Raw genomic sequence first — 26,307 nt, 5'->3', positions numbered from 1 at the left:
CGTTGACTACTGACGGCAAGCGGGAAAACTTCCCGTGATTGATAGACACATTCGGAGGTTTCCATGCGCCGCCATTTTGCCGCGCTTCTCATGGGCCTGATGCTGCTGCCGGGGGCTGCGCTCGCGGAACGGATCGTCGCCCATGTCTCGATCACGTCGCAGGAGATGAAGGTCTACCACGAGGGTCGGCTGCTTTACACCTGGCCGGTCTCGACCGCCAAGCGCGGCAGCGTCACGCCCCCCGGCACCTATGAGCCCGAGTTCCTGTCGCGCAACCACCGTTCGCGCCGCTACAACAACGCGCCGATGCCCTTTGCCATCTTCTACAGCGGCAACTATGCCATCCACGGTACCGACCAGATCAAGCGGCTCGGCAAACCCGCCAGCCACGGCTGCGTCCGGCTTGACCCGAAGAACGCCAAGATCCTGTTCGAGATGGTCAAGGCCGAGGGGATGGAAAACATGCGCGTGGTGATCGTTCAGTAGGCCGCGTTCAGCGTCCGGACGATCCGCGACAGCATCGCTCTGGCCCGGTCCCAGTCGGCATCGCTGGCCAGGGGCAGTCCGCTGAACCGGCCCGAGGTTGCCCCCGCCAGCACCAGGTGCTGGATCGCGGCGATCAGGATCGCGTTCAGCGCAGCTGCGTCGAGGCCGGGCGCAGGCTGACGCTCGCCGCGCAGCCGCGCCACCAGTTCCCCCATCGCCCGCGCCCGCTGGTCCGACAGGCGCCGCACCTGGGCTGAGGGGTCGGACAATTCCCAGGCCACCAGCTTCTGCATCAGCGAATCGGCCCTAAGCGCGTCGAGGTAGGCGAGCATCACCGCCTCTACCATGTCGCCGTAGCCCGGGCCGATCTGCCCTGCCAGAACCGGTGCCAGATGAGCGGAGACCCATCCGGCCAAGGCCTCTCCCAGGGCATCCACCAGTCCGTCGAGCCCGCCGAAATAGCGGTAGATCAGCTGTTTGTCAAACCCCGACCGCCGCGCCAGGGCATTGATCCCAAACCCAGAAAATCCCTCGTCGGCCAAAAGCGCCTGCGCCGCCGCCAGGATCGCTGCCCGCGTTTCGTCCCGGTTGCGGGGGCGCGGGGCAGGGGGCAGATCAGTCGCTTCGCGCATTGGCATGACCACTCCATTGCGTATGTCACCGACCGGTGATATACGCTTGTCACCACACAGTGACACACCCCAACCCCGAGGACAACATGCAACGGACCCTGCTGGGTGCGGCCGCCCTTCTACTGGCCATCGCCTTCAACCTGCCCTTCGCGCTTCTGGCCGCCAGCTTCGACTACCCCGACATCCTGCGCCGCCCGGCGGGCGAGGTGCTGGACGCCTTCGCCGCCGGAGGCACCCAGCTGATCCTCATCTGGTACGCCTTCGCCCTCTCGGCCGTCGGCTTGATCTTCTTCGCCCCTGCGCTGGCCCTGACCACCGCCGACTGGACCCGCCGCCCCGGCCTGGCCGTCGCCGCGGCGCTGATGGGCGCCCTTGCCGGGATCGCCCAGGCCATCGGCCTTTTCCGCTGGGTTTTCGCCGTCCCCGCGCTTGCCGCGCTGCACGCCGACCCAGCGACCGACGCCGCCACCCGGGCCGGCCTGGAAACCGCCTTCACCCTGCTGAACGGCTGGGGCGGGGTCGCCGTCGGCGAACATCTCGGCCAGATCCTCACCCTCGCCTGGGTCACGCTGGCCGCGCTTCAGGCCCTGTCCGGCAACCAGCGCCTTGCCAAGGTCGGCGCCGCCGTCGCCGTCCTTGCCGTGGCGGGCATCGGCCTTGGCCTTGGCGAAGGTCTGTCGATCGCCCTTGGCCACGAGGCGCCGCTTCTGGCGATGGCCACCGTCGCGGGCTACCTTGCCTTCTCGCTCTGGCTCCTCGTCACCGGAGCGGGGCTGATCGCGCACTCTTTCTTTCCGGCGCGCCAGACCCTATAGACCGCGCCTGAACCAGCGGGAACGATGCGATGCAAGGCTCTGCCAACCTGAACCTGATGATCAAGGCCGCCCGCAAGGCGGGCCGGAGCCTGGTGAAGGACTTCCGCGAGGTCGAGAACCTGCAGGTCTCCACCAAGGGGCCGGGGGATTTCGTCTCCAAGGCCGACCGCGAGGCGGAACGCCTGATCAAGGAAGAGCTGCTGGGCGCCCGCCCGACCTATGGCTGGATCGGCGAGGAAACCGGCACCCAGGCTGGCGCCGACCCGACCCGGCGCTGGATCGTCGATCCGCTGGACGGGACGACGAACTTCCTGCACGGGATGCCGCACTGGGCGGTGTCGATCGCGCTGGAGCACAAGGGCGAGATCGTCTCGGCGGTGGTCTACGACCCGGCCAAGGACGAGATGTTCTGGGCCGAAAAGGGCTCAGGCTGCTGGCTGAACGACAACCGCCGCCTGCGCGTCTCGGGCCGCCGGGCCATGCATGAGGCGGTGTTCGCGACCGGCGTGCCCTTTGGCGCGAAATCGACCCTGCCCGCCATGCTGAAGGACCTTGGCCGCCTGATGCCCGCCTGCGCCGGGGTGCGCCGCTGGGGGGCCGCCTCGCTCGACCTCGCCTATGTGGCGGCGGGGCGCTTCGACGGCTATTGGGAGCGGGAACTCAGCGCCTGGGACATCGCTGCCGGCATCCTGCTGGTGAAGGAAGTCGGTGGCCTGGTCGAAGGCCTGCGCGAAGGGACCGACCCGCTGGATGGCGCGCTGATCGCGGCGAACGACGCGCTTTTCAAGACGATGGCCGACACGATCCGCGCCTGACGCCCGCTACCTGAGCACTATAACCTGAAGAGAAACCCGGACTTGACCGGATCTCTCGTTGTCATCCTGCAGATCAAGCAGCCAGTTCTTCTTCTGCTTTCCTCCGGCGCGAAGGTAGGCCTAGACGCCACCTGATCATGTCCGCGATGATCGGATGGATGTCGTTGTGCTTAGCGCCAAACCGCATCAGGCCAGTTTGGTGAGAACCAATATCGCGGTTCCCGGTCGTGTCGTCTGGCAGATACGCTGCGAGGGTTTGTAGTCCATGAGCCGCACGTTCCCCATCGGACATGTCGTAGTAGCGCCACATTGGGTTGTCATGGCTGAAGTCGATGTCTGTCAGTCGGGACAGCAGTTCTTCGACGATGTCATCCCCGCTCTCTGGGCGACGGTTGCTGAAGGCGAAATCATACACCAGTTTTGCCGCAGCCTTGAGCACCACAGGTTGTGCAGCAATAGTCTGCAACTTGGCTCCCTGGTCGCCAAACCCAGGGATTGCATCCACTGCTACCCAGAACCGACGAGCGAGGTCGTGTTTGCCCTGAACCATCGCAGGCGTTGCGCCATTGATGTTGGTCTTGTTCAGGAAGAGCAGCGCGTTGACTGCGACGAGGTCCTTCCTGCTGATACCTCCGTCGTCATCTTCCCAGGACTTCGACTCCTGCTCCACAACCTTCATTCCCTGATGATCGATCAGTTCCTCCTTGATGAACAGGTTGATCGGGTTGGAACTGTCGAATTGCAGCGCAAGATTGGTGTCAACCTTCTTCCCCAGGCGATTGAGGTCGTGGAAAAGTTGGCGTTCCTCTTCGGGCGAGAGGCCGAGATGCACCTCTAGAAGCAAGGTGCAATAGCTCCGCGCAACCTCAAAGCACTCCTCCCAGGCCGCCAACTCTTCGGTGGAAACAACCTCTCCATCCTTTGTGCCGAGAAGGTTGTCTGCCTTTCGCGGGTAGGTCTTCTTGTTGCGCATTGTCTCCAGGAACTCGAAGACGATCTGCATCGCTTTTCTCCGATGTTGCCCGTCGACCACCCACAGGACGTGACGTTGCGATAGAAAGACCTTGAAGCTGGCAGTCTCCTGGGTTCGGGCATCAATCATGCGATCGCCGCGAATATCCTGACCACGAGGATTACACTCACGGATGTTCACCACGACAGGCTGCACGGACATGTACGGCTGTTTGCCCAGGACCGCCATGATGGCGTTTAGCGCAGACATGGGATCCTTCTTGAGAATCTCGCGACGCTGAATAGCTGCCGAGGCAAGCCCCTTCAGGATGTAGTGTGCCAGTTTGAGTGCATGTGCAGGGTCAAGCTTCCGCTGAGCAACGGTGTCTCCATCCCTCCCCGGGTCGTTTGCCACTTCAGACATGCCGAAGAACTCGTGCATCGGCATCTGCATCAGGAAGGTCCGGTTTCCCAGGTTATGTCCGATGAAGACCTTCATCGGTTTTTCCGACGTGTCTCCAACGTCAAGCATATCGTCCAGGGTTCCCAGCGGGGAGGGAAGTCCGTTCGTCGAAGGTATCATGGCAAATTTCCTTGCTAAGTGGATACGATCCAGGTTACTCCAATCCTGCATCCAGGATCAATAAGAAAATCATCCTGGATGATATTTATAAGATTCCTTGATTTTCGATATTACTCCTTATGCACAACCCCTCCCCGTGCTGACCTCGGTCGCGGCTAGTCCGTGGCCATTTACTTGGGGCATTCCCAGCCTGTAGCATTCTACCCCCGCTGCAGCTTCACCGGCTCGCTTCGCGCCAGCCGCAGGAAATGCGCGATGTAGGGCTTGGCCGCATCCTCCTCCCGCGTCGCCGCATACATCCGCTTCGTCACCACCTCCGGCCCCAGCGGCCGGGTGACGTAGTCGGCATTGGTCTTCACCTCGCGCATCACCCAGTCCGGCAGCACCGCCACCCCCCGGTTTGATCCCACCAGCATCAGGATCACCGCCGTCAGCTCCGCCGTCCGTTGCGCCCGCGGCTCCACCTTGGCCGGGGTCAGCACCTCGGTGAAGATGTCCAGCTTGTCGCGGCTGACCGGATAGGTGATCAGCACCTGGTCGCGGAAGTCCTCTGCCGCGATGAAGTCCTTCGCCGCCAGCGGGTTCTGCGACGATCCGACGAAGGTCGGGTGATAGTCGAACAAGGGGTTGAACAGGATCCCCGGCGGCGGCTCCCGGTCGGACGAAATCACCAGATCCACATCCTCCCGGTTCAGCGCGGGCAGGGCCTCGAAGGCCAGACCCGCCCGGATATCCACGTCGATCTCGGGCCAGGCGTGGCGGAACATCTCCAAGACCGGGAACAGCCAGTCGAAACAGGCGTGGCATTCGATGGCGATGTGCAGCCGCCCCGTCCTTCCCGCCCGCAAGGCACGGAACTCCTCCTCCATCGCGTCGATCTCGGGCAGGATGCGCTCCGCCGCCCGCAGCATCCGCACCCCTGCCGCCGACAGCCGCATCGGTTTCGACCGCCGCACGAACAGCTCCATCCCGGCCTGGTCCTCCAGACCCTTCACCTGATGGGAAAGCGCCGATTGCGTCATGTTCAGCATGTCCGCCGCCCGCGCGAGGCCCCCGGCCTGCTGGATCGCCCGGATCGTCCGCAAGTGGCGCAGCTCGATGTACATGAATGAACCTCATGAAGATCGTGAGAACTATGAATTGGTCTCACATGATGCGATCTGCCACAAGAGGGCCATCGAAGGAGACCGACATGACCAACGCCCCCCGCATCAGCTTTGAATTCTTCCCGCCGCAGTCGCTGGACGCCTCGTTCCGCCTGTGGGAAACGGCGCAGGCGCTGGCCCCGATGCAGCCGGAATTCGTCTCGGTGACCTATGGCGCGGGCGGCACGACCCGGACCCTCACCCATGATGCGGTCTCGACCATCCACCGCAACTACGGCCTGAAGGTCGCCGCGCACCTGACCTGCGTCGATGCCACCCGGACCGAGACGCTGGCCATCGCCGAAGCCTATGCCGCCGCCGGAGTGACCGAGATCGTGGCGCTGCGCGGCGATGCCCCCAAGGGCGCGCAGCGCTTCGTGCCGCACCCCCTCGGCTTCGCCAACTCGGTCGAACTGGTGGAAAAGCTGGCCCGCAGCGGCAAGTTCAAGATCCGCGTCGGTGCCTACCCGGAACCGCACCCCGACGCCGCCGACAGTGCCGCAGATGTCACCTGGCTGAAGCGCAAGGTCGACGCGGGCGCCTCTTCGGCGATCACCCAGTTCTTCTTCGACGCCGACACCTTCTTCCGCTTCCGCGACCGCTGCGTGAAGGCCGGGATCACCGCCCCGATCATCCCCGGCATCCTGCCGATCACCAGCTGGGACGGCGCGAAGCGCTTTGCCAACCGCTGCGGCACGAAGGTTCCCGCCAAGCTCGACGAGGCCTTCACCACCGCCGCCCGCGACGGTCGCGAGGAGTTGCTGGCGCTGACCCAATGCACCGCGCTCTGCGACCGGCTGATCCAGGGCGGGGTCCAGGACCTGCATTTCTACACCCTGAACCGCCCGCACCTGACCCGCGAAGTCGTCCGCGCCCTCGGCATCCTGCCCGAGATTGTGCTGGAGAAAGTGGCCTGATTTCAGCCCTTCGGGGCATCCGTCGTCTCCCTGGGCGGCCTTCCGACCTGTCCCCAGCAGGGCTCCCGGAAGGCCGCCAATTTTTTGTCCGTTGCCGCCCCGGTCATATCGGCTAATCTCGCGCGAACCCTGTCGCGGACCCCAACATGCCGAAGCTCGTCACCCTCCTGAACGGCCCGAACCTCAACCTCCTCGGCCTGCGCCAGCCCGAAATCTACGGGCGCGAGACGCTGGACGACGTGGCCTCCAGGGTCTCCGACCTCGCCGAAGAGCTGGGCCTGACGGTCCGCGCGCTACAATCGAACCACGAAGGGCAACTGGTCGACTGGATCCACGAGGCGCGCGGCACCTCTGCCGCCATCATCATCAACCCCGGCGCCTATTCGCATACCTCTGTCGCCATCCTCGACGCGCTGAACGCCTATGACGGCCCGGTGATCGAGGTCCACATCTCCAACATCCACAAGCGCGAGGCCTTCCGGCACCATTCCTACGTCAGCCAGCGCGCCGATGGCGTGATCGCGGGCTGCGGGACCGAGGGCTACCTCCTCGCGCTGCGCCGGATCGCCTCGATCCTGAAGGCATGACCGACCGCTTCCGCTGGCATCCCGAGGCCCGGCTGTTCGACGGCGCGGGGGCCGAGGTCCTGCGGCCAGACGCCCGTTCACATGAACCGCGGATCGTCGTTTCGCCCTCCCTCCCCCTTGTGGGGAGGGCCGGGGAGGGGGGCGTCGCAGACCCGTCCGGTGTGCCCCCCACCCCTACCCCTCGCCATACGGGGGAGGGGAGCCGACCGGAACCGGCGTCCGACGAAACGCCCATCGGCGCCATCCTCCCCGACAGCCCCCAGGGCCTCGCCGCCGCCCTCGGCCAGCCCGCCTTCCGCATCGGCGCGCCCGACCAGCCGCCGCCCGCCCCGCACGACAGGCCCATCCTCGAAACCCTGACCTCCGGCTCCACCAGCCAGCCCCGCCGCATCCGCCGCACGCAAGCCTCCTGGACCGCCAGCTTCGCCGTGAACGCCGGGCTCGGCATCGGCCCCGGCGCCCGCATCGCCGTCCTTGGCCGCCTGATCCACTCGCTCTCACTGTATGGCGCCGTCGAAGGTCTCCACCTCGGCGCCCATGTCCATCTCCTGTCGGACCTCCGCCCCGACCGCCAGCGCGCGGCCCTTGCCCGCCGCTGCATCACCCACCTCTACGCCACCCCGGCCCAACTGCGGCTGCTGGCCGGGCCGGGGGCGGCACTCCCCGACCTCCGCCTCATCCTGATCGGCGGCTCCAAGCTCGACCCCGCCCTCCGCGCCGCACTCGCCACCCTCGCCCCGAACGCCCAGATCCGCGAGTTCTACGGCGCCGCCGAAACCAGCTTCATCACCCTCGCCGACGAAACGACCCCGGAGACCTCCGTCGGACGCCGCTATCCCGGAGTCGACCTCCAACTTGATCCGACCGGCGAGGTCTGGGTCAAAAGCCCCTACCTCTTCCTCGACTATGCCTTTCACATTTGCCCAAATATCCCCGCCGGAGGCCCTTCACCCGAGCCGGTTGCGCGTCCTTCACGCGCAGAGGCGAGACAAAAGGCTTGCGCGCCAGCGCTCGATTCACTTCCCGCCACAACCCGCTGGCGCGACGGCTGGCTTTCCGTGGGCGAGATCGGCAGCCTTCAGGACGGCTACCTCACCCTGAAAGGCCGCGCGGGCCGGATGGTTACCGTGGCCGACCAGAACGTCTTCCCCGAAGAGATCGAGGCGCTGCTCCACAGCCTTCCCGGCGTCACCCGCGCCGCTGTCCTGCCCGTGCCCGACCCGAAGCGCGGTCATACCCTCGTCGCCCTCCTGCAAGGCGACCCAACGCAGGAAGCCGCCATTCTCACCGCCCTCCGCGCGGAACTCGGCCCGCTCAAAGCCCCGAAATCCCTGATCTGGCGCGACGACTGGCCGATGCTCCCCTCCGGCAAGACCGACCTCAGGGCGCTGGAGGCATCGCTGTGGCCCGCCTGATCGCAGCCCGCCGCACCGCTGTCGTCCCGCGCGGCGGCGCCTTCGCGCGCCTGTCGCTCGAAGTCCTCGCCGCCCCGGTCCTGCAAGCCTGCCTCACCGACGCGGGCATCGCCCCGGACGAGGTCGACGAGGTGATCCTCTCGAACGCCCTCGGGCTTGGCGGCAACCCCGCCCGCCGGGTGGCCCTTGCCGCAGGCCTGCCCGAAACCGTCGCGGGCCTGACCACCGACCGGCAATGCGCGGGCGGGCTCGACGCGATCCTACTGGCGAAGGCGCTGGTCGATTCCGGCGCTGCCGACATCGTCCTTGCCGGAGGCGTCGAAAGCTACTCCCGCCGCCCGCTGCGCCTGAGGACCGATCCCGACGGTGGCCCGCCCGTGCCCTATGAGCAGGCCCCCTTCACCCCCTGGCCCGACCGTGACCCCGACATGGCCGAGGCCGCCGAGGCCCTTGCCCGCCGCCTGACCATCTCGCGTGAGCGACAGGAGGCCTGGGCCACCGTCAGCCACGCCAAGGCCCTCGCCGCCGACCTGACGCCCGAGATCGTCCCCTTGAACGGCGTCGGGCGCGACGCCTTCCCGCGCGTCCTGTCCCCCCGGCTTCTGGCGAAAGCCCCGGTCCTCACCGGCAGCATCACCGCGGCCACCGCCGCCGTCGCCGCCGATGCCGCCGCCGCCTGCCTCGTCGTCTCGGACCGCATCGCGCAGGGCAGGGGCCTTGCCCTTCTTGGCGCGGCCACGCTGGGCGGCGCCCCCGAGGAACCCGGCCTCGCCCCCCTCGCCGCCATCCGGCGCATCTGGCGGGGCGAAGCGCTGGCGCAGGCGGAGATCATGGAGGCCTATGCCGTCCAGGCCCTCGCGGTGATCGACGGGGCGGGCCTCGATCCGCAGATCGTCAACCCGTCAGGTGGAGGCCTGGCGCGCGGCCATCCCATCGGAGCCTCGGGCGCAATCCTCGCGGTGCGGCTTTTCCACGGGCTGCGGCAGGGCAGGGGCCTCGCCGCCATCGCGGCGGCGGGGGGGATCGGGACGGCGCTTCTGGTCGAGGCGCCGTCCGGGTAGCCCTCAGGCCCGCGACAAGAGAGAGGCGGGCCGCATCCGCGACAGGCTTTGCGTCACCAGCCCGGCGATGACCGCCTTGATCGCATCGCCCGGCAGGAAGGCGAAGGCCAGGAAGGCCGCTTCCGACAGGCTCTTGCCCAGCACCAGCGCCATGCCGGCGATGCCGAAGACATACATCACCCCGATCCCGCCGATCACCGAGGCCGCCGTGGCCGCGACGGCGGGCGACAGCGTCGTCCGCTCCATCACCCAGCCCGCGACGAAGGCTGCGACCGGGAAGCCGACCAGGAACCCCACCGAGGGCCCGGCAAAGACCCCGATCCCGCCGCGCCCGCCCGACAGAAGCGGCAGACCGGCCGCCACCAGCGCCAGGAACAGCAGCACCGCCAGTGCGCCCCGCTTCGCCCCCAGCACTGTGCCGCACAGCATGATCCCCAGCGATTGCGCGGTGATCGGCACGCCTCCGGCAAGGTCGATCTTCGGGATCAGCCCGAGAACGGCGATCAGCGCGGCGAAAAGGGCGATATGCGTCAGGTTGCGTTCCATTGGGTCCCCCGTTGTTTCCGCCCCCTTACCCCGCGCCACCCCGCGCCCGCAAGGCCTCGGCCACCCGGTCCGCATCGTCCAATGCCGCCAGCGTCGCCGGAACCATCACCCGCCAGCGCGCCGGACGGGGGGAGCGGGCCGCCCATGACTGCCGGATCAGCGCCATCCGCTCCAGCATCACCGGGATGAAGCGGATCACCAGCGCGAAGGCCAATGCCAGTCGTCGCGGCGGCAGGACCCGCGCCAGTGGCCGGGCCAGCCACTCGAAGACCGCAAGCATGTCGGACAGCCGCGTGGTCATGGTGACGAAATTCGCCAGCCCCACCGCCGTCACCATCCGCAGGACCACCACCGCGCCGCCGGACAGGTCGCGGCTCCACCAATGCCAAAGCCCGACGATCAGGACGAAGGGCCAGAGCGGCCAGAGAAGACGCAAGCCCGCCCGCGCGAACCGCCCGCCTCCGCTCAGGTAAAGCGCAAGGGTCGCGAGGAATGCCCCGGCCAGCACCCATGCCGAACCCACCACGAACAGCCCCGTCGTCGCCACCGCCAGCGCCGCCAGCTTCACCCCCGCAGGCCAGCGGTGCGCCCAGGTCTCAACCGGCGAGGTCAGCGTCAGCATCGCGCGCTCCGATCCGGCCCATCTCGGCGGTGAAGGCGGCGATCACCTGACCCGGAGGACCATCCGCCACGATCCGCCCGGCTTCCAGCCACAGCACCCGGTCGGCCCCCACCAGCACCGCCGGATCATGGGTGATCGTCACCAGCCGCTGCGGCAGGGCCGCGAACCGCCGCGCCAGCCGCGCCTGCGTCGGCAGGTCCAGCCCCGCCAAAGGCTCGTCCAAGAGGATCGTGCGCGGTTCCATCAGCAGTACCGCCAAGAGGCACAGGTAATGCCGCTGCCCCTGGCTCAGCGTGGACACCGGCGCCTTCGCCCAATGCGCCCGCCCCTCTGCCGCCAGCAGCCCCGCCACCCGCGACGCGGCCTCGGACTTCGCAACCCCCTGCTGCAGCAACCCGAAGCCCAGCTCCTCCTCGACCGTGGGGAACAGGATCTGGTGGTCGGGGTTCTGGAACAGGATGCCCAGCGAAGCAAGCACCGCCTTGCGGTCGGCAAACGGGTCCGCCCCCTCCACCCGCACTCTGCCCTGATCCGGCGCGATCAGCCCGGCGATCAGCCGCAGCAGCGTCGTCTTGCCCGACCCGTTGCGCCCCAGCACGCCGATCCGGGCCTCGGTCAGCCGCAGGGTCAGCCCCTCAAGCACGCGCTTTCCGCCCAGCGTCACGCTGGCGGACTGAAGCTCGATGCCGTGGGATAACTCGGACATGGGCGGCCCTGGTGCGGATTGGCCGTCCTTCTAGCCGCTTCGCCCCGCGCCCGAAAGGGGGCCGCCGCAAGGATGCCTCCACCAGGGCGAAGGCCCCGGCCCGCGCGGGCAGGCCGGGACAGAGTGCAGGTCAGTTGCAGTTGGCGATGTACTTGTTGCCGTACTGGTCGCGGTAGTAGCACTTGCCCGACTGCGGGGCCGGCCCGATCAGCTGCGAGGCGATCACGCCGACCGCCGCGCCCGCGATGGCGCCCTTGGTGCGGTCCTTGTCCGACGAGATCGCCGCGCCAACCGCCGCGCCGCCAAGCCCGCCGATGGCCGCGTTCTGCTCGGCCGGGGTGCAGGCTGCAAGCGACAGCGTCAGGATCGGAAGGGTCAGAAGAAGACGTTTCATGTAACTGCTCCAGGTTGTGAGTCTCTCGACGGACAGTAGCGGCCAAACCCCCGCTTGGGGCCGGAAAAAGGCGCAATGGGCGGAATTCGACCGATCCGTTGCAGTGCCTACAACCCCGGACCGGCCATCAGGTTCCCAAGCCTTACCCCTGCCGCGCTGCCGCGATCGAGGCTTCCAGGATGTCCATCGCCTCGGCGAAATGCGCGTCCGGGATGGTGATCGGCGCCAGGAAACGCACCACATTGCCATAGACCCCGCAGGTCAGCAGCAGCAGCCCCCGCTTCAGCGCCTCCAGCCGCACCCGGTTGGTGAAGCCCGCATCGGGCTCCTTGGTGCCCGGATTGGCGAATTCCACCGCGACCATGAAGCCCGGCCCCCGGATATCCACGATCTCCGGCGCGGTCGCCCGGATCGCCTCCAGCCGCTGCTTCAGACGCGAGCCCAACTCGTTGGCCCGGGCGCAGAGGTCTTCCTCCTCGATCACGTCCAGCACCGCATTGGCCGCCGCGATCCCCAAGGGGTTCCCGGCATAGGTGCCGCCAAGGCCCCCCGGATTGGCCGCATCCATCAGTTCCGCCTTGCCGGTGACGGCGGCCAGCGGCAGGCCGCCCGCCAGCCCCTTGGCCATCGTCGTCAGGTCGGCGGCAACCCCGTGCATCTCCATCGCGAAGAGGTTCCCGGTCCGCGCGAAGCCCGTCTGCACCTCGTCGGCGATCATCACGATGCCATGCTGGTCGCACAAGCTGCGGATCGCCTTGACCAGATCGGTCGGCGCCGGGTTGAAGCCGCCCTCGCCCTGAACGGGTTCGAAGATGATCGCGGCGACGCGGGCCGGGTCGAGGTCGGCCTTGAACAGCTTCTCGATCCCCGCCAGCGCATCCTTGGTCGAAATCCCCTGCGGCCCCATCGGGAAGGGCACATGGAAGACCCCCGGCATCATCGACCCGAAGCCCTTCTTGTAGGGCTCGACCTTGCCGGTCAGCGCCATGCCCATGAAGGTCCGGCCGTGGAAGCCGCCACCGAAGGCGATCACCGCGTCGCGGCCCGTGGCGATGCGGGCGATCTTGATCGCGTTCTCGCAGGCCTCGGCGCCGGTGGTGACGAAGATCGTCTTCTTCTTGAACTTGCCCGGCACCTTGTCGTTCAGCCGTTCGGCGAGGCGGATGTAATTCTCGTAGGGCATCACCTGGTGGCAGGTATGGGTGAACTTCGTCATCTGGTTCGCCACCGCCGCCATCACCTTCGGATGGCAATGCCCGGTGTTCACCACCGCGATCCCGGCGGCAAAGTCGATGTAGCGGTTGCCCTCGATGTCCCAGACTTCACTGTTCAGCGCCTTGTCGGCGTAGATCTGGGTCATCATCCCCACCCCGCGCGAGATGGCTTCGTCGCGGCGCTTGGCTACTTCTGCGTTCAGCATGGTCGTGCTCCCTGATGCGTCCCCCAGAATTCCATATCCGGCCTCGGGGCGGCGTTGCACCTATTTGATCAAATAACCGGGCCGGGTTCAATCCTCCATGCAGATTAAGCAGTCGTTAACCTTGGCCATGCAGGCTCCGAATCGCGAACGAGGCGAGGGCCATCATGCCGGACGGGCAGCTTTCCACCCCCCCACACCCCAACCCCCGGACGGAGGATGACCGTCTCGACCGGCTCCGCCTCGTCCGCTCCCGCCGGGTGGGGGCCGTCACCTACCACCGGCTCATGGCCGAACACGGCTCGGCGCGCGCCGCGCTGGCGGCCTTGCCCGGCATCGCGAAGGCGGCGGGAGTGGCGGAGTACGAGGTCTGTCCGCTGGGCGTCGTCCAGGCCGAGTTGAAACAGGGAAAGGCGCTTGGCGCACGGCTCCTGGTGCATGGCGAGCCCGACTATCCCGCCGCATTGCTGGACATTCCCGATGCGCCCCCCGTCCTCTGGGCCAGGGGCGACATTTCGCTCTTGCACCGCCCCGCCGTCGGCATGGTCGGCGCCCGCAACGCCTCCTCCCTCGGGGTGCGCATGGCCCGTCGCCTGGGCCTTGGCCTGTCCGAGGCAGGCTTCACCGTCGTCTCCGGCCTTGCCCGCGGCATCGACACCGCTGCGCATGAGGCGGCTCTGGAGGCGGAGGGGCGCACCATCGCCGTCATGGCGGGCGGGATCGACGTGATCTATCCAGCCGAAAACGCCACTCTCGCCGCCGCCATCGACGCAAACGGTTGCCGGATCAGCGAGCACCCTCCCGGACTTGAACCCCAGGCCCGCCACTTCCCGCTCAGGAACCGCATCGTCGCGGGCCTCTCCCGCGCCGTCATCGTGGTCGAGGCCGCCGCCAAATCCGGCAGCCTGATCACCGCCCGGGCCGCGCTCGACTATGGCCGCGACGTGATGGCCGTCCCCGGCCACCCGTTCGACGCCCGCGCCTCGGGCTGCAACATCCTGATCCGCGACGGCGCGCTTCTCGTCCGCAGCCCGCAGGACGTGCTGGAAGCCTTGGGCGCACCCACCGAGGCCACGCCCGAGCCCGAGATGCGACTGCCCCCCTTGCCCGGCCCCACCGCGCCCCAGCGCCCGTTGAAAGAGGTGGCGCTCCTGCACTCCATGATCCTCAACCGCCTCGGCCCCAGCCCCCTGGCCGAAGACCAGCTCATGCGCGACCTGAACGTCACCTCCGCCCAACTTGCGCCCGAACTGCTGACGCTGGAACTCGACGGCCGCATCTCGCGCCAGCCCGGAGGATTGCTGGCGCGGGTCTCGTAGGTCGGGGTTCACCCCGACTCTCCCCGATTCGCCGTGATTGGTTAACGCCCGCCGCGCCATACGCGCGTATGTATGAAACCCAGACGGAAACCAGACGCCGGGCATACGCCGGAAATCACTGAAACGCCGCCGGTTAGCCCTGCGTTCCCAATGGCTTGCACGACGCCCGCCGTCACACTTGCTTCCGTTGCGCCCCCCGTCGTTCACCTCTCCGAAATCATTGCCCCGACACCTGTCGCGCGGGGTCTCTACCTACCCCCCGGTTGACAACCGCCACCCATCCCCCACATGTTGCCGCGCCATTTGCAGGGCCGGGAGTTTCAGGAAACATGCCAGTCGTCGTCGTCGAATCTCCCGCCAAGGCCAAGACGATCAACAAGTATCTCGGCCCCGACTTCACCGTCCTCGCCTCCTACGGCCATGTCCGCGACTTGCCCGCCAAGGACGGCTCCGTCGACCCCGAGCATGGTTTCGACATGCTCTGGGAGGTCGCGCCCGAGTCGAAGAAACATGTCCGCGCCATCGCCGAGGCGCTGAAATCCGATGACACCCTGATCCTCGCCACCGACCCCGATCGCGAGGGCGAGGCTATCAGCTGGCACTTGAAGGAAGCCCTGCAAAGCAGCCTGAAGAAAGGCAAAAACGTCGCCCGCGTCACCTTCAACGCCATCACCAAGGACGCCGTGACCAAGGCGATGAAGGAACCCCGCGACATCGACACGCCGCTGGTCGAGGCCTACCTCGCCCGCCGCGCGCTGGACTATCTGGTGGGCTTCACCCTCTCGCCGGTCCTCTGGCGCAAGCTCCCCGGCGCGAAGTCGGCGGGCCGGGTGCAATCGGTCTGCCTGCGGCTCATCGTCGAGCGGGAAATGGAGATCGAGGCCTTCAAGGCCCAGGAATACTGGACCGTGAAAGCCGTCTTCCGCACGCCCCGCGGGCAGGAGTTCGAGGCCGGGATGGTCACGCTCGGGGCCAAGAAGCTGGCCAAGTTCGACATCCCCACCGCGACCGCCGCCGAGCTTGCCGTCCAGGCCGCAAAGTCCCGCGATTTCAAGGTGGTCGCAGTCGAATCGAAACCCGCGACCCGCAACCCCTGGCCGCCCTTCATGACCTCTACCCTCCAGCAGGAGGCCAGCCGCAAATACGGCATGGGCGCCAAGCAATGCATGAACGCCGCGCAACGCCTCTATGAGGCGGGGTATATTACCTACATGCGGACCGACGGCATCGACATGGCCCCCGAAGCGGTGATGGCCGCGCGCGACGAGATCAAGCAGCGCTTCGGGCCGACCTACGTTCCGGAATCTCCGAGGATGTACAAGAACAAGGCCAAGAATGCTCAGGAAGCGCATGAATGCATCCGGCCGACCGACATGGGCCTCGGGCCGGAGAAGATCCGGGTCGAGGACGACCAGCGCAAGCTCTACGACCTGATCTGGAAGCGCACCATCGCCTCCCAGATGGCCGCGGCCCGGCTGGAGCGGACGGCAGTCGACCTCGCCTCGCCCGACGGTCAGGTCGCCTTCCGCGCGAACGGCCAGGTGGTGCTCTTTGACGGCTATCTCAAGGTCTACGACCAGGGCCGCGACGACGAGGACGAGGACGAAGGCCGCCTGCCGCAGGTGATGCAGGGCGAGGCTGTCGAGAAGGGCGCGATCACGCCCGACCAGCACTTCACCCAGCCCCCGCCGCGCTATACCGAGGCCACGCTGGTCAAGCGGATGGAGGAATTGGGGATCGGGCGACCTTCCACCTATGCCTCGATCCTGACCACGATCGTCGACCGGGAATATGTCCGGAAGGACAAGAACCGGCTCTTCCCGGAAGACAAGGGGCGGCTGGTGACGGCCTTCCTGTCGAACTTCTTCCATCGCTATGTGGAATACGACTTTACCGCCGACCTTGAATCCGAGCTTGACGATGTCTCTGCCGGGGACCGCGACTACAAGGACGTGCTGTCCCGCTTCTGGCGCGATTTCAGCGCGGCGATCGCCGAGACGGCGGACCTGCGGATCGGCGAGGTGCTGGAAAAGCTGGACGACTTCCTCGCGCCCCACCTCTATCCCCCGCGGGCAGATGGCGGCGATCCCCGCATCTGCCCGACCTGCGGGACCGGGCGGCTGCACCTGAAGACGGCGCGGTCGGGGGGGGCGTTCATCGGCTGCGGCAACTACCCGGAGTGCCGGTATACGCGGCCCTTGGCGGGGGATGCCGAGTCGGTGGCCTCGGACGGTCGCATCCTCGGGCAGGATGAAAACGGGGTCGAGATTTCCCTGCGGGCCGGCCGCTTCGGGCCCTATGTCCAGCGCGGCGAGGCGACCGAGGCGCAGCCGAAGCCCGACCGGGCGAGCCTGCCGAAGGGCTGGACGCCGGACGGGCTGACCTTGGAGCGGGCGCTGGCGCTGCTGTCGCTGCCGCGCGAGGTGGGCAAGCACCCGGAGGACGGGGTGCTGGTCGAGGCGGGGATCGGGCGGTTCGGGCCCTATGTGAAGCATGGCCCGGTCTATGCCAACATCCCGGAGGTGGAGGAGGTCTTCACCATCGGGATGAACCGGGCGGTCGAAGTGCTGGCCCAGAAAGCCTCGCGCGGGCGGGGCAGGGCGGCGCCTGCGGGGCCGCTGAAGGTGCTGGGGGCGCACCCGGATGGGGGTGAGGTCCAGGTGATGCCGGGGCGCTACGGGCCCTATGTGAAGTGGGAAAAGGTGAACGCGACCCTGCCGAAGGGGGTGGAGCCGGAGGCGGTCACGCTGGAAGAGGCTCTGGTCCTGATCGCGGAAAAGGCCGGGAAGTCGGGGACGAAGAAGAAGGCCGCGCCGAAGAAGGCGGCCCCGGCGAAGAAGGTGGCCCCGAAGAAAACGGCGGCGAAGAAGGCTCCGGCGAAGAAGAAGGCGGCCTCGGCGAAGTAAGTGTCCACGGTGGACAAACGTCTATAGTCATTTGAAATCAATGACTTGGTCGCGGACGTTAGGGATTTCCTATGATCTTTATCGCAGGCCCCCACCCCCAGCCCCTTCCCACGGCGGGGGAGGGGAGGCGACGGCCTGAAGCCGTTGCGCCACAGTGGGGCCGGGCCAAATCTTTTCGAAAAGATTTGCCAAAAGTTTTCGAAAACTTTTGGTCCCGGCTTTCCGTCAGCCCCGCGGGTTGATCAGCTTGGCCATCAGGCTTGCCGTCCTGACCATCCCGAGGCTGCGGCCATTGTCGGTCACCACCAGCTCGGCCACGCCCTTCGACATCAGGTCCATGATGTCCTTGACCGGCGTCTCGGCGGGCAGCTCGTGCGCCCCCGCACCAACCGTTCCCTGCTCCATCACGTCGCGCGCGGTCAGCACGCCCAAGGGGTTCATGTGGGCCACGAAATCGGCAACATACTCGCTGACCGGATTGGCGATGATCTCGCGCGCGGTGCCACATTGCACGATCCGACCGCCCTCCATCAACGCGATGCGGTTGCCGATCTTGAACGCCTCGTCGAGGTCATGGCTGACGAAAACGATGGTGCGCTTGAGCTTGCGCTGCAAGTCCAGAAGCTCGTCCTGCAGCTTGGTTCGGATCAGCGGGTCGAGCGCCGAGAAGGGCTCGTCCATCAGGAGGATCGGCGCTTCGGTCGCGAAGGCGCGGGCCAGCCCCACGCGCTGCTGCATCCCCCCGGAAAGCTCGCCCACCTTGCGCTCGGCCCAGGCGCCCAGGTTCACCAGCTCCAGCTGGGCGTCGACCTTGGGCTTGCGCGCCTCGGGGCTCATCCCCGCCAGCTCCAACCCCAGGCCCACGTTTTCGCGCACCGTCCGCCAGGGCAGAAGCCCGAACTGCTGGAACACCATCGCCACCCGGGTTGCGCGCAGGCGGCGCAGCGTCTCGGGGTCGGCCTTGGTGACCGAGGCCATCTTGTCGCCGTCGAGGATCTGCACCTCGCCCCGCACGACCGGGTTCAGTGCGTTGACCCCGCGCAGGAGGGTGGACTTGCCGGACCCGGAAAGCCCCATCAGGACAAGGATTTCGCCCTCGGCCACGGTCAGGCTGCAATCATGCACGCCCAACACCTGACCGCAGGCCTGCTGCACCTCGGTGCGGGTCTTGCCCTGGTCCATCAGCGGCAGCGCCCGTTCAGGCTGGTCGCCGAAGACGATGGACACACGGTCGAAGATGACGGCGGGGCGGTTCATTTCGTGACCCTCAGCATACGGTCGAGCGCGATGGCGACGACGACGATGACGAAGCCGGATTCGAAGCCCTTGGCGGCATCGACATTGGCCAGCGCCCGCATCACCGGGTTGCCCAGCCCCTTGGCGCCCACCATCGAGGCGATGACGACCATCGAGAGCGAGAGCATGATGGTCTGGTTGAGGCCGGCCATGATTTGCGGCCAGGCCCAGGGCAGCTCCACCTTCCAGAGCCGCTGCCGGGGCGTCGCGCCAAAGGCGGTGGCGGCTTCCAGAAGCGCGGTCGGGGTCGAGGCGACGCCGAGATGGGTCAGCCGGATCGGCGCGGGCAGGACGAAGATCACCGTGGCGATCAGGCCGGGGACCAGGCCGGTGCCGAAGAAGACGATGGCCGGGATCAGGTAGACGAAGGTCGGCAGCGTCTGCATCAGGTCGAGGATCGGGCTCATCGCGGCGTAAAGCCGGGGCCGGTGCGCGGCGGCAATGCCGATCGGCACCCCAAGCCCAAGGCAGACCGCGCAGGAGGCGATGATCAGCGTCAGGCTTTCGGTGGTTTCCTTCCAGTAGCCCTGGTTGATCACGAAAAGCCAGCCAAGCGCGATGCCGAGGCAGACCTTCCAATTGCGCTGCAAGGCCCAGGTCAGGGCCACGAAGAGCGCGACGATCAACAGCGCGGGCGGAGCCTGCAGCAGCCAGAGGATCCCGCTGATCAGCGATTCGAGCACATAGGAAATCGCGTCGAAGATCACCGTCAGGTGGGTCTTCATCCAGTCGAACACGATCTTGGAATAAGCCCCGACCGGGATCTTCCAGGCTGTCAGCCAGTCCATTCTGTCGCCTCCCCGCGCGCCGGACCTGTTTCAGGCAGCGAAAGGCCCCGGACGCTTGGGTCCGGGGCCGGTTCGCTTACTTGAGCGCAGCGTCCACCGCAGCCACGGCATCGCCGCCATCCTTGGTGGTCACGCCGTCCAGCCAGGGCTTCCAGGTGTCGGGATGCGCGGCGAGCCAGGCCTTCGCGGCGGCGGTCGGATCGGTGCCGTCGTTCAGGATCGCGCCCATGATCTCGTTCTCCATCGGCAGCGAGAAGACGAGGTTCTGCAGAAGCTTGCCCTGGTTCGGGCATTCGCCGACATAGCCTGCGCGGGTGTTGGTGAGGACCGTCGCGCCGCCGAAGTTCGGGCCGAAGTAGTCGTCGCCGCCGGTCAGGTAGGTCATCTTGTAGTTGGCGTTCATCGGATGGGGTTCCCAGCCGAGGAAGACGATCGCCTTGCCCTCGTTGTCGGCGCGGGTGACTTCGGCCAGCATCCCCTGTTCCGAGGATTCGACCAGTTCCACCCCGGCAGCCTTCATGCCGAAGGCATCCTTGTCGATCATGTCGAGGATCAGCTTGTTGCCGTCGTTCCCGGCCTCGATCCCGAAGATCTTACTGTCGAGGTCGGCGGCATGGGGGGCGATGTCGGCGAAATCCTTGATGCCAAGCTCGGCGCCTTTGGCGTTGGTGGCCAGCGTGTACTTGGCCCCTTCGAGGTTGGTGCGCACGGTGTCGACGGTCTTGGCATCGCGGTAGGGGGCGATGTTCGATTCCATCGTCGGCATCCAGTTGCCAAGGAAGACATCGACATCGCCCGAGGCCATCGCCTCGTAGGTCACCGGGACGGCGAGCATCTGGGTCTCGGTCTCATACCCCAGCGCCTGCAGGATCAGCGTGGTCGCGGCGGTGGTTGCGGTGATGTCGGTCCAGCCGACGTCGGAGAAGACGATCTTGTCGCAGCCTTCGGCGAAGGCGGACCCGGCCAGCGCGAAGGTCACGGCGGTGGTCAGGAGGGTGGAACGGATGGTCATGGCAGCTCCCCGGTGTTTTTGTTGATTGACGAGTCAATAAACTTCGCTCTTACTCGGTTTGGCAAGAGTTTTCTGGGGCCGAACCGAAATGCCGAAGCTTGGAATGGAGCCTATCCGCAAGGCTGCGCTGGTGAAAGCCACGATCGTCGAGATCGGCAGGGCGGGGTCGCTGGATGTGACGGTGAGCCAGATTGCCAAGCGGGCGGGGATGTCCCCGGCGCTGGCGCATCATTATTTCGGGTCGAAGGAAGAGATGTTCCTGGCTGCAATGCGCCACATCATGACGCTTTACGGGGCGGAAGTGCGGGGCGCGCTGGCGGCGGCGGAGGGGCCGGAGGGGCGGATCCGGGCGATTCTGCGGGCCAGTTTCAGCCCCGGGAACTTCCGGCGCGAGGCGGTGGGGGCCTGGCTGAACTTCTGGGTTCTGGCGCAGACGGTGCCCGAGGCGAAGCGCTTGCTCGCCATCTATCAGGGGCGGCTCAGGTCGAACCTGGTGTCGGCGCTGCGGCCCATTGCCGGGGCGCGGGCGGAGGGAATCGCCGAATCGCTGGGGGCGCTGATCGACGGGCTCTACCTGCGCGAGGTGCTGAAATCGGGGCCCCCGGACGGGGCGGCGGCGGTGGCTCTGGCCTTGCGCCATCTGGAAGCCGAACTGGCGCGGGGGGTCTGAGGGATGCATGCGGATTATGTGATCGTCGGCGCAGGCTCGGCGGGCTGCGCGATGGCCTACCGGCTGGCCGAGGCGGGCAGGCGGGTGACGGTGATCGAGCATGGCGGGTCGGACGCCGGGCCGTTCATCCAGATGCCGGGGGCCTTGAGCTACCCGATGAACATGGGGATCTACGACTGGGGCTTTGCCACGGAACCGGAGCCGCATCTTGGAGGCCGTGTGCTGGCGACGCCCAGGGGGAAGGTGATCGGCGGGTCGTCCTCGATCAACGGGATGGTCTATGTCCGGGGCCACGCGCGCGACTATGACACCTGGGCCGAGATGGGCGCGGATGGCTGGTCCTATGCCGATGTGCTGCCCTATTTCAAGCGGATGGAAGCCTCGCACGGCGGGTCGGGGCCGGAGTTCCGCGGCTCGGACGGGCCGCTGCACATCACCCGGGGGCCGCGCGACAACCCGCTGTTCGACGCCTTCATCGAAGCGGGCGAGCAGGCCGGTTATCCCGTGACGGCCGACTACAACGGTCGCCAGCAAGAGGGCTTTGGCCCGATGGAGGCGACGATCTGGAAAAGCCGGCGCTGGTCGGCGGCGAATGCCTATCTGAAGCCCGCGCTGGCAGGGGGCAACGTGCAGGTCGTGCGCGGCCTGGCCCGGCGGGTGGTGATGGAGGGCAAGCGCGCGGTGGGGGTCGAGGTCGACACCCGCGCGGGGCGGCAGGTGATCAAGGCCGGGCGCGAGGTGATCCTGGCGGCCTCGTCGATCAATTCGCCCAAGCTGCTGATGCTGTCGGGGATCGGGCCTGCGGCGCATCTGAAGGAGCACGGGATCGAGGTGGTCGCGGACCGCCCGGGGGTGGGGGCGAACCTGCAGGACCACCTGGAAATCTACATGCAGTTCGCGGCCAGCCAGCCGGTGACGCTGTTCAAGTACTGGAACCTCTGGGGCAAGGCCTGGGTCGGCGCGCAGTGGCTTTTGACCGGCAAGGGGCCAGGTGCCTCGAACCAGTTCGAGGCCTGCGCCTTCATCCGGTCGAAAGCGGGCGTGGAATACCCGGATATCCAGTATCATTTCCTGCCGATCGCCGTGCGCTACGACGGCAAGGCGGTGGCCGAGGGGCACGGCTTCCAGGCCCATGTCGGGCCGATGCGGTCGAAATCACGCGGGTCCGTCACCCTGCGGTCGGGCAACCCGACCGACGCGCCGGTGATCCGCTTCAACTACATGTCGGATCCGTCTGACTGGGAGGATTTCCGGTCCTGCATCCGCCTGACGCGGGAAATTTTCGGGCAGGAGGCGTTCAAACCCTACCTCAAATCCGAGCTTCAACCGGGCCTGCGCTACCAAAGCGACATCGAGCTGGACGACTTCCTGCGCGAGCATGTGGAAAGCGCCTATCACCCCTGCGGCACGGCCCGGATGGGGCGGGCGTCGGACCCGATGGCCGTGGTCGATCCCGAATGCCGGGTGATCGGGGTCGAAGGCCTGCGGGTCGCCGACAGCTCGATCTTCCCGCAGGTGACGAACGGCAACCTGAACGGGCCGTCGATCATGACCGGCGAGAAGGCGGCGGATCATATCCTGGGCCGGACGCCCCTGCCTGCGTCGAACCTGGAGCCCTGGATCAACCCGAACTGGCGCACGGCGCAGCGGTAGGCCCCCCGGAAGCGGTTTTCGATCAAGCGCTTGATCAGGGTCAAGGCCCCGGCCGGGCGAAGCTTCTAGACTGCACAGGACAGTCAAGAAGGAGACAGGCATGTCGAACACCCCGCACACCCTGCACGAAGAATTCCCGGCCGATGGGCAGAAGATCAGCGCGCTGAAAACTTCGGATGCGCATTTCGCCAGGCTTCTGGTCGAGTATGACGTGGTGAACGACAAGGTGCATCGGTCGGAAACCCGGCTGGACCTCTTGACCGAGGAAGAGGAAGAGCACCTGCGCAAGGCGCGGTCGCGGCTGAAGGACCAGATCGCCTCGGCGCTGCGGAAGTAGCGGCGGCTCGTCGTGCGCCTTCGGCGTCTCCTCGCGGGCACCCCCGAGGAGGACCGAAGGGAACGACGAGGGTCAGCCGATCTCGTAGGGCAGGACGTCGCGGGCGTTGGGGTTGATCCTGAGACGCCCTTCCAGCGGCGGGACCGAGCGCTGGTGGCAATTCACCCGCTCGCAGATCCGGCAGGAAATGCCGATGGGCTCGAACCTTCCTTTCAGGTCGAGCCCGTCGGAATAGACCAGTTGCGGCGCGTGCTGCACTTCGCAACCGAGGCCGATGGCATAGCGGCGGACGGGGGCGAGGAAGGCCCCGGCGGGTTTCGACACGTCGCGGGCGAGGCAAAGGTAGCGCACGCCGTCCGGTGTCTCGCAAAGCTGGCGCAAGAATTGCCCTGGCGTTTCAAAGGCCTGGTGGACGTTCCACAAGGGGCAGGCGCCACCGAAACGGGCGAATTGCAGCCGGGTGGAGGAATGGCGCTTGGTGATCGTGCCCGCCTGGTCGACGCGGACAAAGAAGAAGGGGATGCCCTTCGCGCCGGGCCTTTGCAGGGTGGAAAGCCGGTGGCCGACCTGTTCGATGCTGGCGCCGAAGATGTCGGCGAGGCGTTCGAGGTCGTGGCGCACCTCCTGCGCGGCGGTCAGGAAGGCGCGGTAGGGCAGAAGCGCGGCCCCGGCGAAATAGTTCGCCAAGCCGATCTTGGCGATATCGCGCGCCTCGGGCGTGGAAAACCGCGCCAGGTCGAGGGTTGCTTCCAGAAGCTCATTCTGCGTGAGAAGCGCGACCTGATGCAGAAGCTGGAAGCGCTGTGATGGGCCTTGCGCGCGGGCGGAGATGTCCAGCCGCCGGGCGACGGGGTCGTAGTGCCGGAGTGGCGCGGTGTTCGAATAATGCAGGCTGATGCCCGCGCGCTTCAGCAGGTCTTGCGCCAGAGTTTCGATTGGTTTTCCGATGGTTGACGACGTCGCAAAATGCTCCGCCGCGCGGTCGATGGCATCGAGGTAGTTGTCGCAATAGTGGAAGAAGTCCCGCACCTCCTCCCAGGCTGAAGGGCGGAGGGAGGCATCCTCGCGCCCCAGCGCCTCGTCCAGCGAGGCGAGGCGTTCGTGGGTCTGGCGGTAAGCGCGGTGCAGGTCGAGGAAGGCGCGGGCAAGCGCCGGGGCGTTCGAGGCGGCAAGGCGCAGGTCGGCGAGCGGCGGCGTGGCGGTGGTGAAGACCGGGTCGGCCAGCGCCTCGCGCATGTCGGTGACAAGGCGCTCGCTTTCGCCGACGGTCAATTCGGTGACGTCGAGGCCGAATTCCTGCGCCAGCGCCAGCACCACGGCGGCGGAGACGGGCCGGTGGTTGTTCTCCATCTGGTTCAGGTAGGGCAACGAGACCGAAAGCTTGTCGGCGAAGGCCTTCTGGGTCAGCGCCAGCCGTCCGCGAATCTCCCGCAGCTTGACCCCGGCGTAGAGTTTCTGGGTGGCCATGTCCGTCCCCCTGTTTGCAAAGCCATGCACCGCTTTGCAAAGCCCCGTCAACCGGGGAGTCAGGCGGCGCCGATCTGTCGCGCCCGGCGGATGACGAAGAGGATGGCCACGACCGAGGCCAGAGAGGAGGCGAGCATCAGCAGGATCAGCGGCATTTCCGAGGAACCGGGGCCGAGGAGCACGCCCGCGAAGGCCGCCAGCGCCGCGCCGCCGCCGATCAGGATCGCCCCGCCGAGGCCCGAGGCAGTGCCCGCAAGGTCGGGCCGGACGGAGAGCAGCCCGGCATTGGCATTCGGCAGGCAAATGCCGTTGCCGAGGCCCATGAAGATGGTCAGGCCGAAGAAGGTGGTGGGACCGGAGAGGCCAAGGGCGGTGAGAAGTGCCAGGGCCGCAAGGCCCGCCGTGGTGACGAGACAACCGATCAGGATCATCCGGTTCATGCCGAGACGGACGGAATAGCGCCCGGCGAAGAAGTTGCCGGCGGCATAGCCGATCGCGGTCAGCGCGAAAAGGACGCCGACATGGGTGGACGAGAGGCCGAAGATCTTGTCGCCGACAAAAGGAGCCCCGCCGAGATAGGCGTAGAAGCAGCCCGAGGCGAAGGCGGCGGAAAGCGTATAGCCCCAGAACCGGCGCGAGGCGAAGAGCGCGGGGTAGGTGCGGGCCTGCTCGGCCAGGGAGACGCGGCGCAGGGCGGCGGTCTCCCCCAGGTCGGCCCAGACGAGGACGAGGGTGGCAGCGCCGAGGATGAGGAGCAGCGCGAAGTTCGCCTTCCAGCCGTAAAGGTCGTCGAGCACCCCGCCGATGACGGGGCCGATCATCGGAACAAGGCTCATGCCCATCGTGACATAGCCGATCATGCTGGCGGCCTGGGCGTCGGCCACCATGTCGCGGACGACGGCGCGGGAAAGGACCATCCCGGCGGCGATCACAGCTTGCGCCATGCGGAAGATCAGGAACCAGGTGGCGGTCGGGGCCAGGAGAGTGCCGATGGTGGCGAGAAGGAAGAGGACCAGCGACCCGAGCAGCACCTTGCGGCGACCGAAGCGGTCGGAGATCGGGCCGATGACGATCTGCAGCGCGGCCGAGAGCGCAAGGTAGAGCGCGACCGACTGCTGCATCACGCCGTAGGGCACGCCGTAGTAGACCGCCATGCCGGGGAGCGACGGCAGGAAGATGTTCATGGTCAGGGCGGACAGCCCGGCCATCAGGATCAGGGTGACGATCTTCGGCGGCGTGGTCCGGTCGAGGAAGCGGGGTTCTTGCATCCGGACAGGGCTACGCGCGGGGTGGGGCGTTGTCCAGCGGCTCAGGTCCATTTGTGGAAGATGAAGAAGGCGCCCACGGCGATGAAGCCAAAGCCGACCAGGTGGTTCCAGCCGAGCGGTTCCTTCAGGTAGAGGACCGAGAAGACGGCGAAGACGGAAAGGGTGATCACCTCCTGGATCGTCTTCAATTCGGCGGCGGAGAAATGGCCGTGGCCGATGCGGTTCGCGGGGACCTGCAGGACGTATTCGAAGAAGGCGATGCCCCAGCTGACCAGGATCACGGTGATCAGGGCCGTCGACTTGAACTTCAGGTGGCCATACCAGGCAAAGGTCATGAAGACGTTCGAGGCGATGAGCAGGCCGATGGTCACGACGGGGACGGGCAGGGCGGGCATGGGATCCTCGGGCTGGGGCGCTGCAGTGAGATAGCCTGGGATGGCGGGACGGCCAATCCTTTGCGATTTCGCAATTTGAATGTCGGGCTTTCAAACAGGTTTGC

26 protein-coding genes are annotated in these 26,307 nt (G+C 66.9%); 12 read left to right on the top strand and 14 right to left on the bottom strand.

Translation table 11 applies throughout. From position 1 onward, the window contains the following. Positions 1-63 precede the first annotated feature (63 nt). The gene (locus ACE3P6_RS16555) at positions 64-486 is read left to right on the top strand and encodes a L,D-transpeptidase (RefSeq protein ID WP_374397214.1); all 423 of its coding nucleotides are present in this window, start codon (positions 64-66) and stop codon (positions 484-486) included. On the opposite strand, the gene ACE3P6_RS16550 is transcribed toward ACE3P6_RS16555, so the two are convergent. Next, a complete protein-coding gene (locus tag ACE3P6_RS16550; RefSeq protein WP_374397212.1) occupies positions 480-1,118 on the bottom strand; it encodes a TetR/AcrR family transcriptional regulator in 639 nt (212 codons plus the stop codon). The two genes, ACE3P6_RS16555 and ACE3P6_RS16550, sit on opposite strands and share 7 nt — an antisense overlap. 86 nt (positions 1,119-1,204) lie before the next feature. Between ACE3P6_RS16550 and ACE3P6_RS16545 the strand changes: the two genes are divergently transcribed. Together ACE3P6_RS16545 and ACE3P6_RS16540 are read left to right on the top strand one after the other, a co-directional pair. After that, a complete protein-coding gene (locus ACE3P6_RS16545; protein ID WP_374397209.1) occupies positions 1,205-1,933 on the top strand; it encodes a DUF4386 family protein in 729 nt (242 codons plus the stop codon). 29 nt (positions 1,934-1,962) lie between these two features. Then, the gene (locus ACE3P6_RS16540; RefSeq protein ID WP_374397206.1) at positions 1,963-2,748 is read left to right on the top strand and encodes an inositol monophosphatase family protein; all 786 of its coding nucleotides are present in this window, start codon (positions 1,963-1,965) and stop codon (positions 2,746-2,748) included. A 73-nt stretch (positions 2,749-2,821) separates the two neighbouring features. Here ACE3P6_RS16540 and ACE3P6_RS16535 read toward each other — a convergent pair whose 3' ends face one another. Together ACE3P6_RS16535 and ACE3P6_RS16530 are read right to left on the bottom strand one after the other, a co-directional pair. After that, entirely contained in the window at positions 2,822-4,198 is a 1,377-nt protein-coding gene (locus ACE3P6_RS16535; RefSeq protein ID WP_374397204.1) for a DNA sulfur modification protein DndB, read from the bottom strand. A gap of 284 nt (positions 4,199-4,482) precedes the next feature. Further along, positions 4,483-5,388, bottom strand: a complete 906-nt coding sequence (locus ACE3P6_RS16530; protein WP_374397201.1) for a LysR substrate-binding domain-containing protein — start codon at positions 5,386-5,388, stop codon at positions 4,483-4,485. A gap of 86 nt (positions 5,389-5,474) precedes the next feature. Between ACE3P6_RS16530 and metF the strand changes: the two genes are divergently transcribed. The 4 genes from metF to ACE3P6_RS16510 all read left to right on the top strand — a co-directional run bounded on the left by metF (position 5,475) and on the right by ACE3P6_RS16510 (position 9,407). Next, positions 5,475-6,344 (top strand): methylenetetrahydrofolate reductase [NAD(P)H], encoded by an 870-nt coding sequence (metF, locus tag ACE3P6_RS16525; RefSeq protein WP_374397198.1) that lies wholly within the window; start codon positions 5,475-5,477, stop codon positions 6,342-6,344. A gap of 146 nt (positions 6,345-6,490) precedes the next feature. Further along, complete coding sequence (gene aroQ, locus ACE3P6_RS16520; protein ID WP_374397197.1) at positions 6,491-6,931, top strand: type II 3-dehydroquinate dehydratase; 441 nt, start codon at positions 6,491-6,493, stop codon at positions 6,929-6,931. Then, positions 6,928-8,346: an AMP-binding protein gene (locus ACE3P6_RS16515; RefSeq protein WP_374397194.1), complete on the top strand. Its 1,419-nt coding sequence runs from the start codon at positions 6,928-6,930 to the stop codon at positions 8,344-8,346. Before aroQ ends, ACE3P6_RS16515 begins: the two co-directional genes overlap by 4 nt. After that, positions 8,328-9,407, top strand: a complete 1,080-nt coding sequence (locus ACE3P6_RS16510; RefSeq protein WP_374397239.1) for a thiolase family protein — start codon at positions 8,328-8,330, stop codon at positions 9,405-9,407. Before ACE3P6_RS16515 ends, ACE3P6_RS16510 begins: the two co-directional genes overlap by 19 nt. Before the next feature lie 3 nt (positions 9,408-9,410). On the opposite strand, the gene ACE3P6_RS16505 is transcribed toward ACE3P6_RS16510, so the two are convergent. From ACE3P6_RS16505 to ACE3P6_RS16485, 5 genes are all read right to left on the bottom strand, one after another. Next, positions 9,411-9,953: a biotin transporter BioY gene (locus tag ACE3P6_RS16505; protein ID WP_374397192.1), complete on the bottom strand. Its 543-nt coding sequence runs from the start codon at positions 9,951-9,953 to the stop codon at positions 9,411-9,413. A gap of 25 nt (positions 9,954-9,978) precedes the next feature. After that, positions 9,979-10,575 (bottom strand): energy-coupling factor transporter transmembrane protein EcfT, encoded by a 597-nt coding sequence (locus ACE3P6_RS16500; RefSeq protein ID WP_374397190.1) that lies wholly within the window; start codon positions 10,573-10,575, stop codon positions 9,979-9,981. Next, positions 10,550-11,281 carry an energy-coupling factor ABC transporter ATP-binding protein gene (locus ACE3P6_RS16495; protein ID WP_374397188.1) on the bottom strand — a complete coding sequence of 244 codons (732 nt, stop codon included), beginning with the start codon at positions 11,279-11,281 and terminating at the stop codon, positions 10,550-10,552. Before ACE3P6_RS16495 ends, ACE3P6_RS16500 begins: the two co-directional genes overlap by 26 nt. A gap of 130 nt (positions 11,282-11,411) precedes the next feature. Then, the gene (locus ACE3P6_RS16490; RefSeq protein ID WP_374370785.1) at positions 11,412-11,675 is read right to left on the bottom strand and encodes a glycine zipper 2TM domain-containing protein; all 264 of its coding nucleotides are present in this window, start codon (positions 11,673-11,675) and stop codon (positions 11,412-11,414) included. A 142-nt stretch (positions 11,676-11,817) separates the two neighbouring features. After that, positions 11,818-13,095: a 4-aminobutyrate--2-oxoglutarate transaminase gene (locus ACE3P6_RS16485; protein ID WP_374397186.1), complete on the bottom strand. Its 1,278-nt coding sequence runs from the start codon at positions 13,093-13,095 to the stop codon at positions 11,818-11,820. A 164-nt stretch (positions 13,096-13,259) separates the two neighbouring features. Here ACE3P6_RS16485 and dprA point away from each other — a divergent pair, with 164 nt between their 5' ends. After that, positions 13,260-14,411: a DNA-processing protein DprA gene (gene dprA / locus ACE3P6_RS16480; protein WP_374397183.1), complete on the top strand. Its 1,152-nt coding sequence runs from the start codon at positions 13,260-13,262 to the stop codon at positions 14,409-14,411. 329 nt (positions 14,412-14,740) lie between these two features. Beyond that, positions 14,741-17,317, top strand: a complete 2,577-nt coding sequence (gene topA / locus ACE3P6_RS16475; protein ID WP_374397181.1) for a type I DNA topoisomerase — start codon at positions 14,741-14,743, stop codon at positions 17,315-17,317. 225 nt (positions 17,318-17,542) lie between these two features. On the opposite strand, the gene choV is transcribed toward topA, so the two are convergent. From choV to choX, 3 genes are all read right to left on the bottom strand, one after another. Then, complete coding sequence (choV, locus tag ACE3P6_RS16470) at positions 17,543-18,574, bottom strand: choline ABC transporter ATP-binding protein (protein ID WP_374397178.1); 1,032 nt, start codon at positions 18,572-18,574, stop codon at positions 17,543-17,545. Continuing rightward, the gene (choW, locus tag ACE3P6_RS16465) at positions 18,571-19,401 is read right to left on the bottom strand and encodes a choline ABC transporter permease subunit (protein ID WP_374397175.1); all 831 of its coding nucleotides are present in this window, start codon (positions 19,399-19,401) and stop codon (positions 18,571-18,573) included. Before choW ends, choV begins: the two co-directional genes overlap by 4 nt. Positions 19,402-19,477: 76 nt before the next feature. Beyond that, a complete protein-coding gene (gene choX / locus ACE3P6_RS16460) occupies positions 19,478-20,413 on the bottom strand; it encodes a choline ABC transporter substrate-binding protein (RefSeq protein WP_374397172.1) in 936 nt (311 codons plus the stop codon). A gap of 88 nt (positions 20,414-20,501) precedes the next feature. On the opposite strand from choX, the gene betI reads away from it, so the two are divergent. The 3 genes from betI to ACE3P6_RS16445 all read left to right on the top strand — a co-directional run bounded on the left by betI (position 20,502) and on the right by ACE3P6_RS16445 (position 23,073). After that, entirely contained in the window at positions 20,502-21,083 is a 582-nt protein-coding gene (betI, locus tag ACE3P6_RS16455) for a transcriptional regulator BetI (RefSeq protein WP_374397169.1), read from the top strand. 3 nt (positions 21,084-21,086) lie between these two features. Continuing rightward, positions 21,087-22,736: a choline dehydrogenase gene (gene betA, locus ACE3P6_RS16450; protein ID WP_374397166.1), complete on the top strand. Its 1,650-nt coding sequence runs from the start codon at positions 21,087-21,089 to the stop codon at positions 22,734-22,736. Positions 22,737-22,836: 100 nt separating this feature from the next. Beyond that, positions 22,837-23,073: a YdcH family protein gene (locus tag ACE3P6_RS16445; RefSeq protein WP_374397163.1), complete on the top strand. Its 237-nt coding sequence runs from the start codon at positions 22,837-22,839 to the stop codon at positions 23,071-23,073. 72 nt (positions 23,074-23,145) lie between these two features. Here the strand turns inward: ACE3P6_RS16445 and ACE3P6_RS16440 are convergent, their stop codons facing one another. From ACE3P6_RS16440 to ACE3P6_RS16430, 3 genes are read right to left on the bottom strand one after another with little or no spacing between them, the layout of a single operon-like run. Then, positions 23,146-24,540 carry a short-chain fatty acyl-CoA regulator family protein gene (locus ACE3P6_RS16440; protein WP_374397161.1) on the bottom strand — a complete coding sequence of 465 codons (1,395 nt, stop codon included), beginning with the start codon at positions 24,538-24,540 and terminating at the stop codon, positions 23,146-23,148. A 59-nt stretch (positions 24,541-24,599) separates the two neighbouring features. Beyond that, positions 24,600-25,808, bottom strand: coding sequence for a multidrug effflux MFS transporter (locus ACE3P6_RS16435; protein WP_374397159.1), 1,209 nt, complete (start codon positions 25,806-25,808; stop codon positions 24,600-24,602). A gap of 41 nt (positions 25,809-25,849) precedes the next feature. Then, on the bottom strand, positions 25,850-26,203 hold the full coding sequence (locus tag ACE3P6_RS16430; RefSeq protein WP_374397157.1) for a DMT family protein: 354 nt from the start codon (positions 26,201-26,203) through the stop codon (positions 25,850-25,852). Between the last annotated feature and the right edge of the window lie 104 nt (positions 26,204-26,307).

Origin of the sequence: Tabrizicola sp., assembly GCF_041911175.1 — a bacterium.
Lineage (GTDB): Bacteria > Pseudomonadota > Alphaproteobacteria > Rhodobacterales > Rhodobacteraceae > Tabrizicola.
This window is presented reverse-complemented; position numbering and strand designations above follow the sequence as displayed.

Coding starts and splice junctions, on each gene's coding strand:
- ACE3P6_RS16555 (WP_374397214.1), top strand. CDS start 64: ATGCGCCGCCATTTTGCCGCGCTTCTCATGGGCCTGATGCTGCTGCCG.
- ACE3P6_RS16550 (WP_374397212.1), bottom strand. CDS start 1,118: ATGCGCGAAGCGACTGATCTGCCCCCTGCCCCGCGCCCCCGCAACCGG.
- ACE3P6_RS16545 (WP_374397209.1), top strand. CDS start 1,205: ATGCAACGGACCCTGCTGGGTGCGGCCGCCCTTCTACTGGCCATCGCC.
- ACE3P6_RS16540 (WP_374397206.1), top strand. CDS start 1,963: ATGCAAGGCTCTGCCAACCTGAACCTGATGATCAAGGCCGCCCGCAAG.
- ACE3P6_RS16535 (WP_374397204.1), bottom strand. CDS start 4,198: ATGAAGGTCTTCATCGGACATAACCTGGGAAACCGGACCTTCCTGATG.
- ACE3P6_RS16530 (WP_374397201.1), bottom strand. CDS start 5,388: ATGTACATCGAGCTGCGCCACTTGCGGACGATCCGGGCGATCCAGCAG.
- metF (WP_374397198.1), top strand. CDS start 5,475: ATGACCAACGCCCCCCGCATCAGCTTTGAATTCTTCCCGCCGCAGTCG.
- aroQ (WP_374397197.1), top strand. CDS start 6,491: ATGCCGAAGCTCGTCACCCTCCTGAACGGCCCGAACCTCAACCTCCTC.
- ACE3P6_RS16515 (WP_374397194.1), top strand. CDS start 6,928: ATGACCGACCGCTTCCGCTGGCATCCCGAGGCCCGGCTGTTCGACGGC.
- ACE3P6_RS16505 (WP_374397192.1), bottom strand. CDS start 9,953: ATGGAACGCAACCTGACGCATATCGCCCTTTTCGCCGCGCTGATCGCC.
- ACE3P6_RS16500 (WP_374397190.1), bottom strand. CDS start 10,575: ATGCTGACGCTGACCTCGCCGGTTGAGACCTGGGCGCACCGCTGGCCT.
- ACE3P6_RS16495 (WP_374397188.1), bottom strand. CDS start 11,281: ATGTCCGAGTTATCCCACGGCATCGAGCTTCAGTCCGCCAGCGTGACG.
- ACE3P6_RS16490 (WP_374370785.1), bottom strand. CDS start 11,675: ATGAAACGTCTTCTTCTGACCCTTCCGATCCTGACGCTGTCGCTTGCA.
- ACE3P6_RS16485 (WP_374397186.1), bottom strand. CDS start 13,095: ATGCTGAACGCAGAAGTAGCCAAGCGCCGCGACGAAGCCATCTCGCGC.
- dprA (WP_374397183.1), top strand. CDS start 13,260: ATGCCGGACGGGCAGCTTTCCACCCCCCCACACCCCAACCCCCGGACG.
- topA (WP_374397181.1), top strand. CDS start 14,741: ATGCCAGTCGTCGTCGTCGAATCTCCCGCCAAGGCCAAGACGATCAAC.
- choV (WP_374397178.1), bottom strand. CDS start 18,574: ATGAACCGCCCCGCCGTCATCTTCGACCGTGTGTCCATCGTCTTCGGC.
- choW (WP_374397175.1), bottom strand. CDS start 19,401: ATGGACTGGCTGACAGCCTGGAAGATCCCGGTCGGGGCTTATTCCAAG.
- choX (WP_374397172.1), bottom strand. CDS start 20,413: ATGACCATCCGTTCCACCCTCCTGACCACCGCCGTGACCTTCGCGCTG.
- betI (WP_374397169.1), top strand. CDS start 20,502: ATGCCGAAGCTTGGAATGGAGCCTATCCGCAAGGCTGCGCTGGTGAAA.
- betA (WP_374397166.1), top strand. CDS start 21,087: ATGCATGCGGATTATGTGATCGTCGGCGCAGGCTCGGCGGGCTGCGCG.
- ACE3P6_RS16445 (WP_374397163.1), top strand. CDS start 22,837: ATGTCGAACACCCCGCACACCCTGCACGAAGAATTCCCGGCCGATGGG.
- ACE3P6_RS16440 (WP_374397161.1), bottom strand. CDS start 24,540: ATGGCCACCCAGAAACTCTACGCCGGGGTCAAGCTGCGGGAGATTCGC.
- ACE3P6_RS16435 (WP_374397159.1), bottom strand. CDS start 25,808: ATGCAAGAACCCCGCTTCCTCGACCGGACCACGCCGCCGAAGATCGTC.
- ACE3P6_RS16430 (WP_374397157.1), bottom strand. CDS start 26,203: ATGCCCGCCCTGCCCGTCCCCGTCGTGACCATCGGCCTGCTCATCGCC.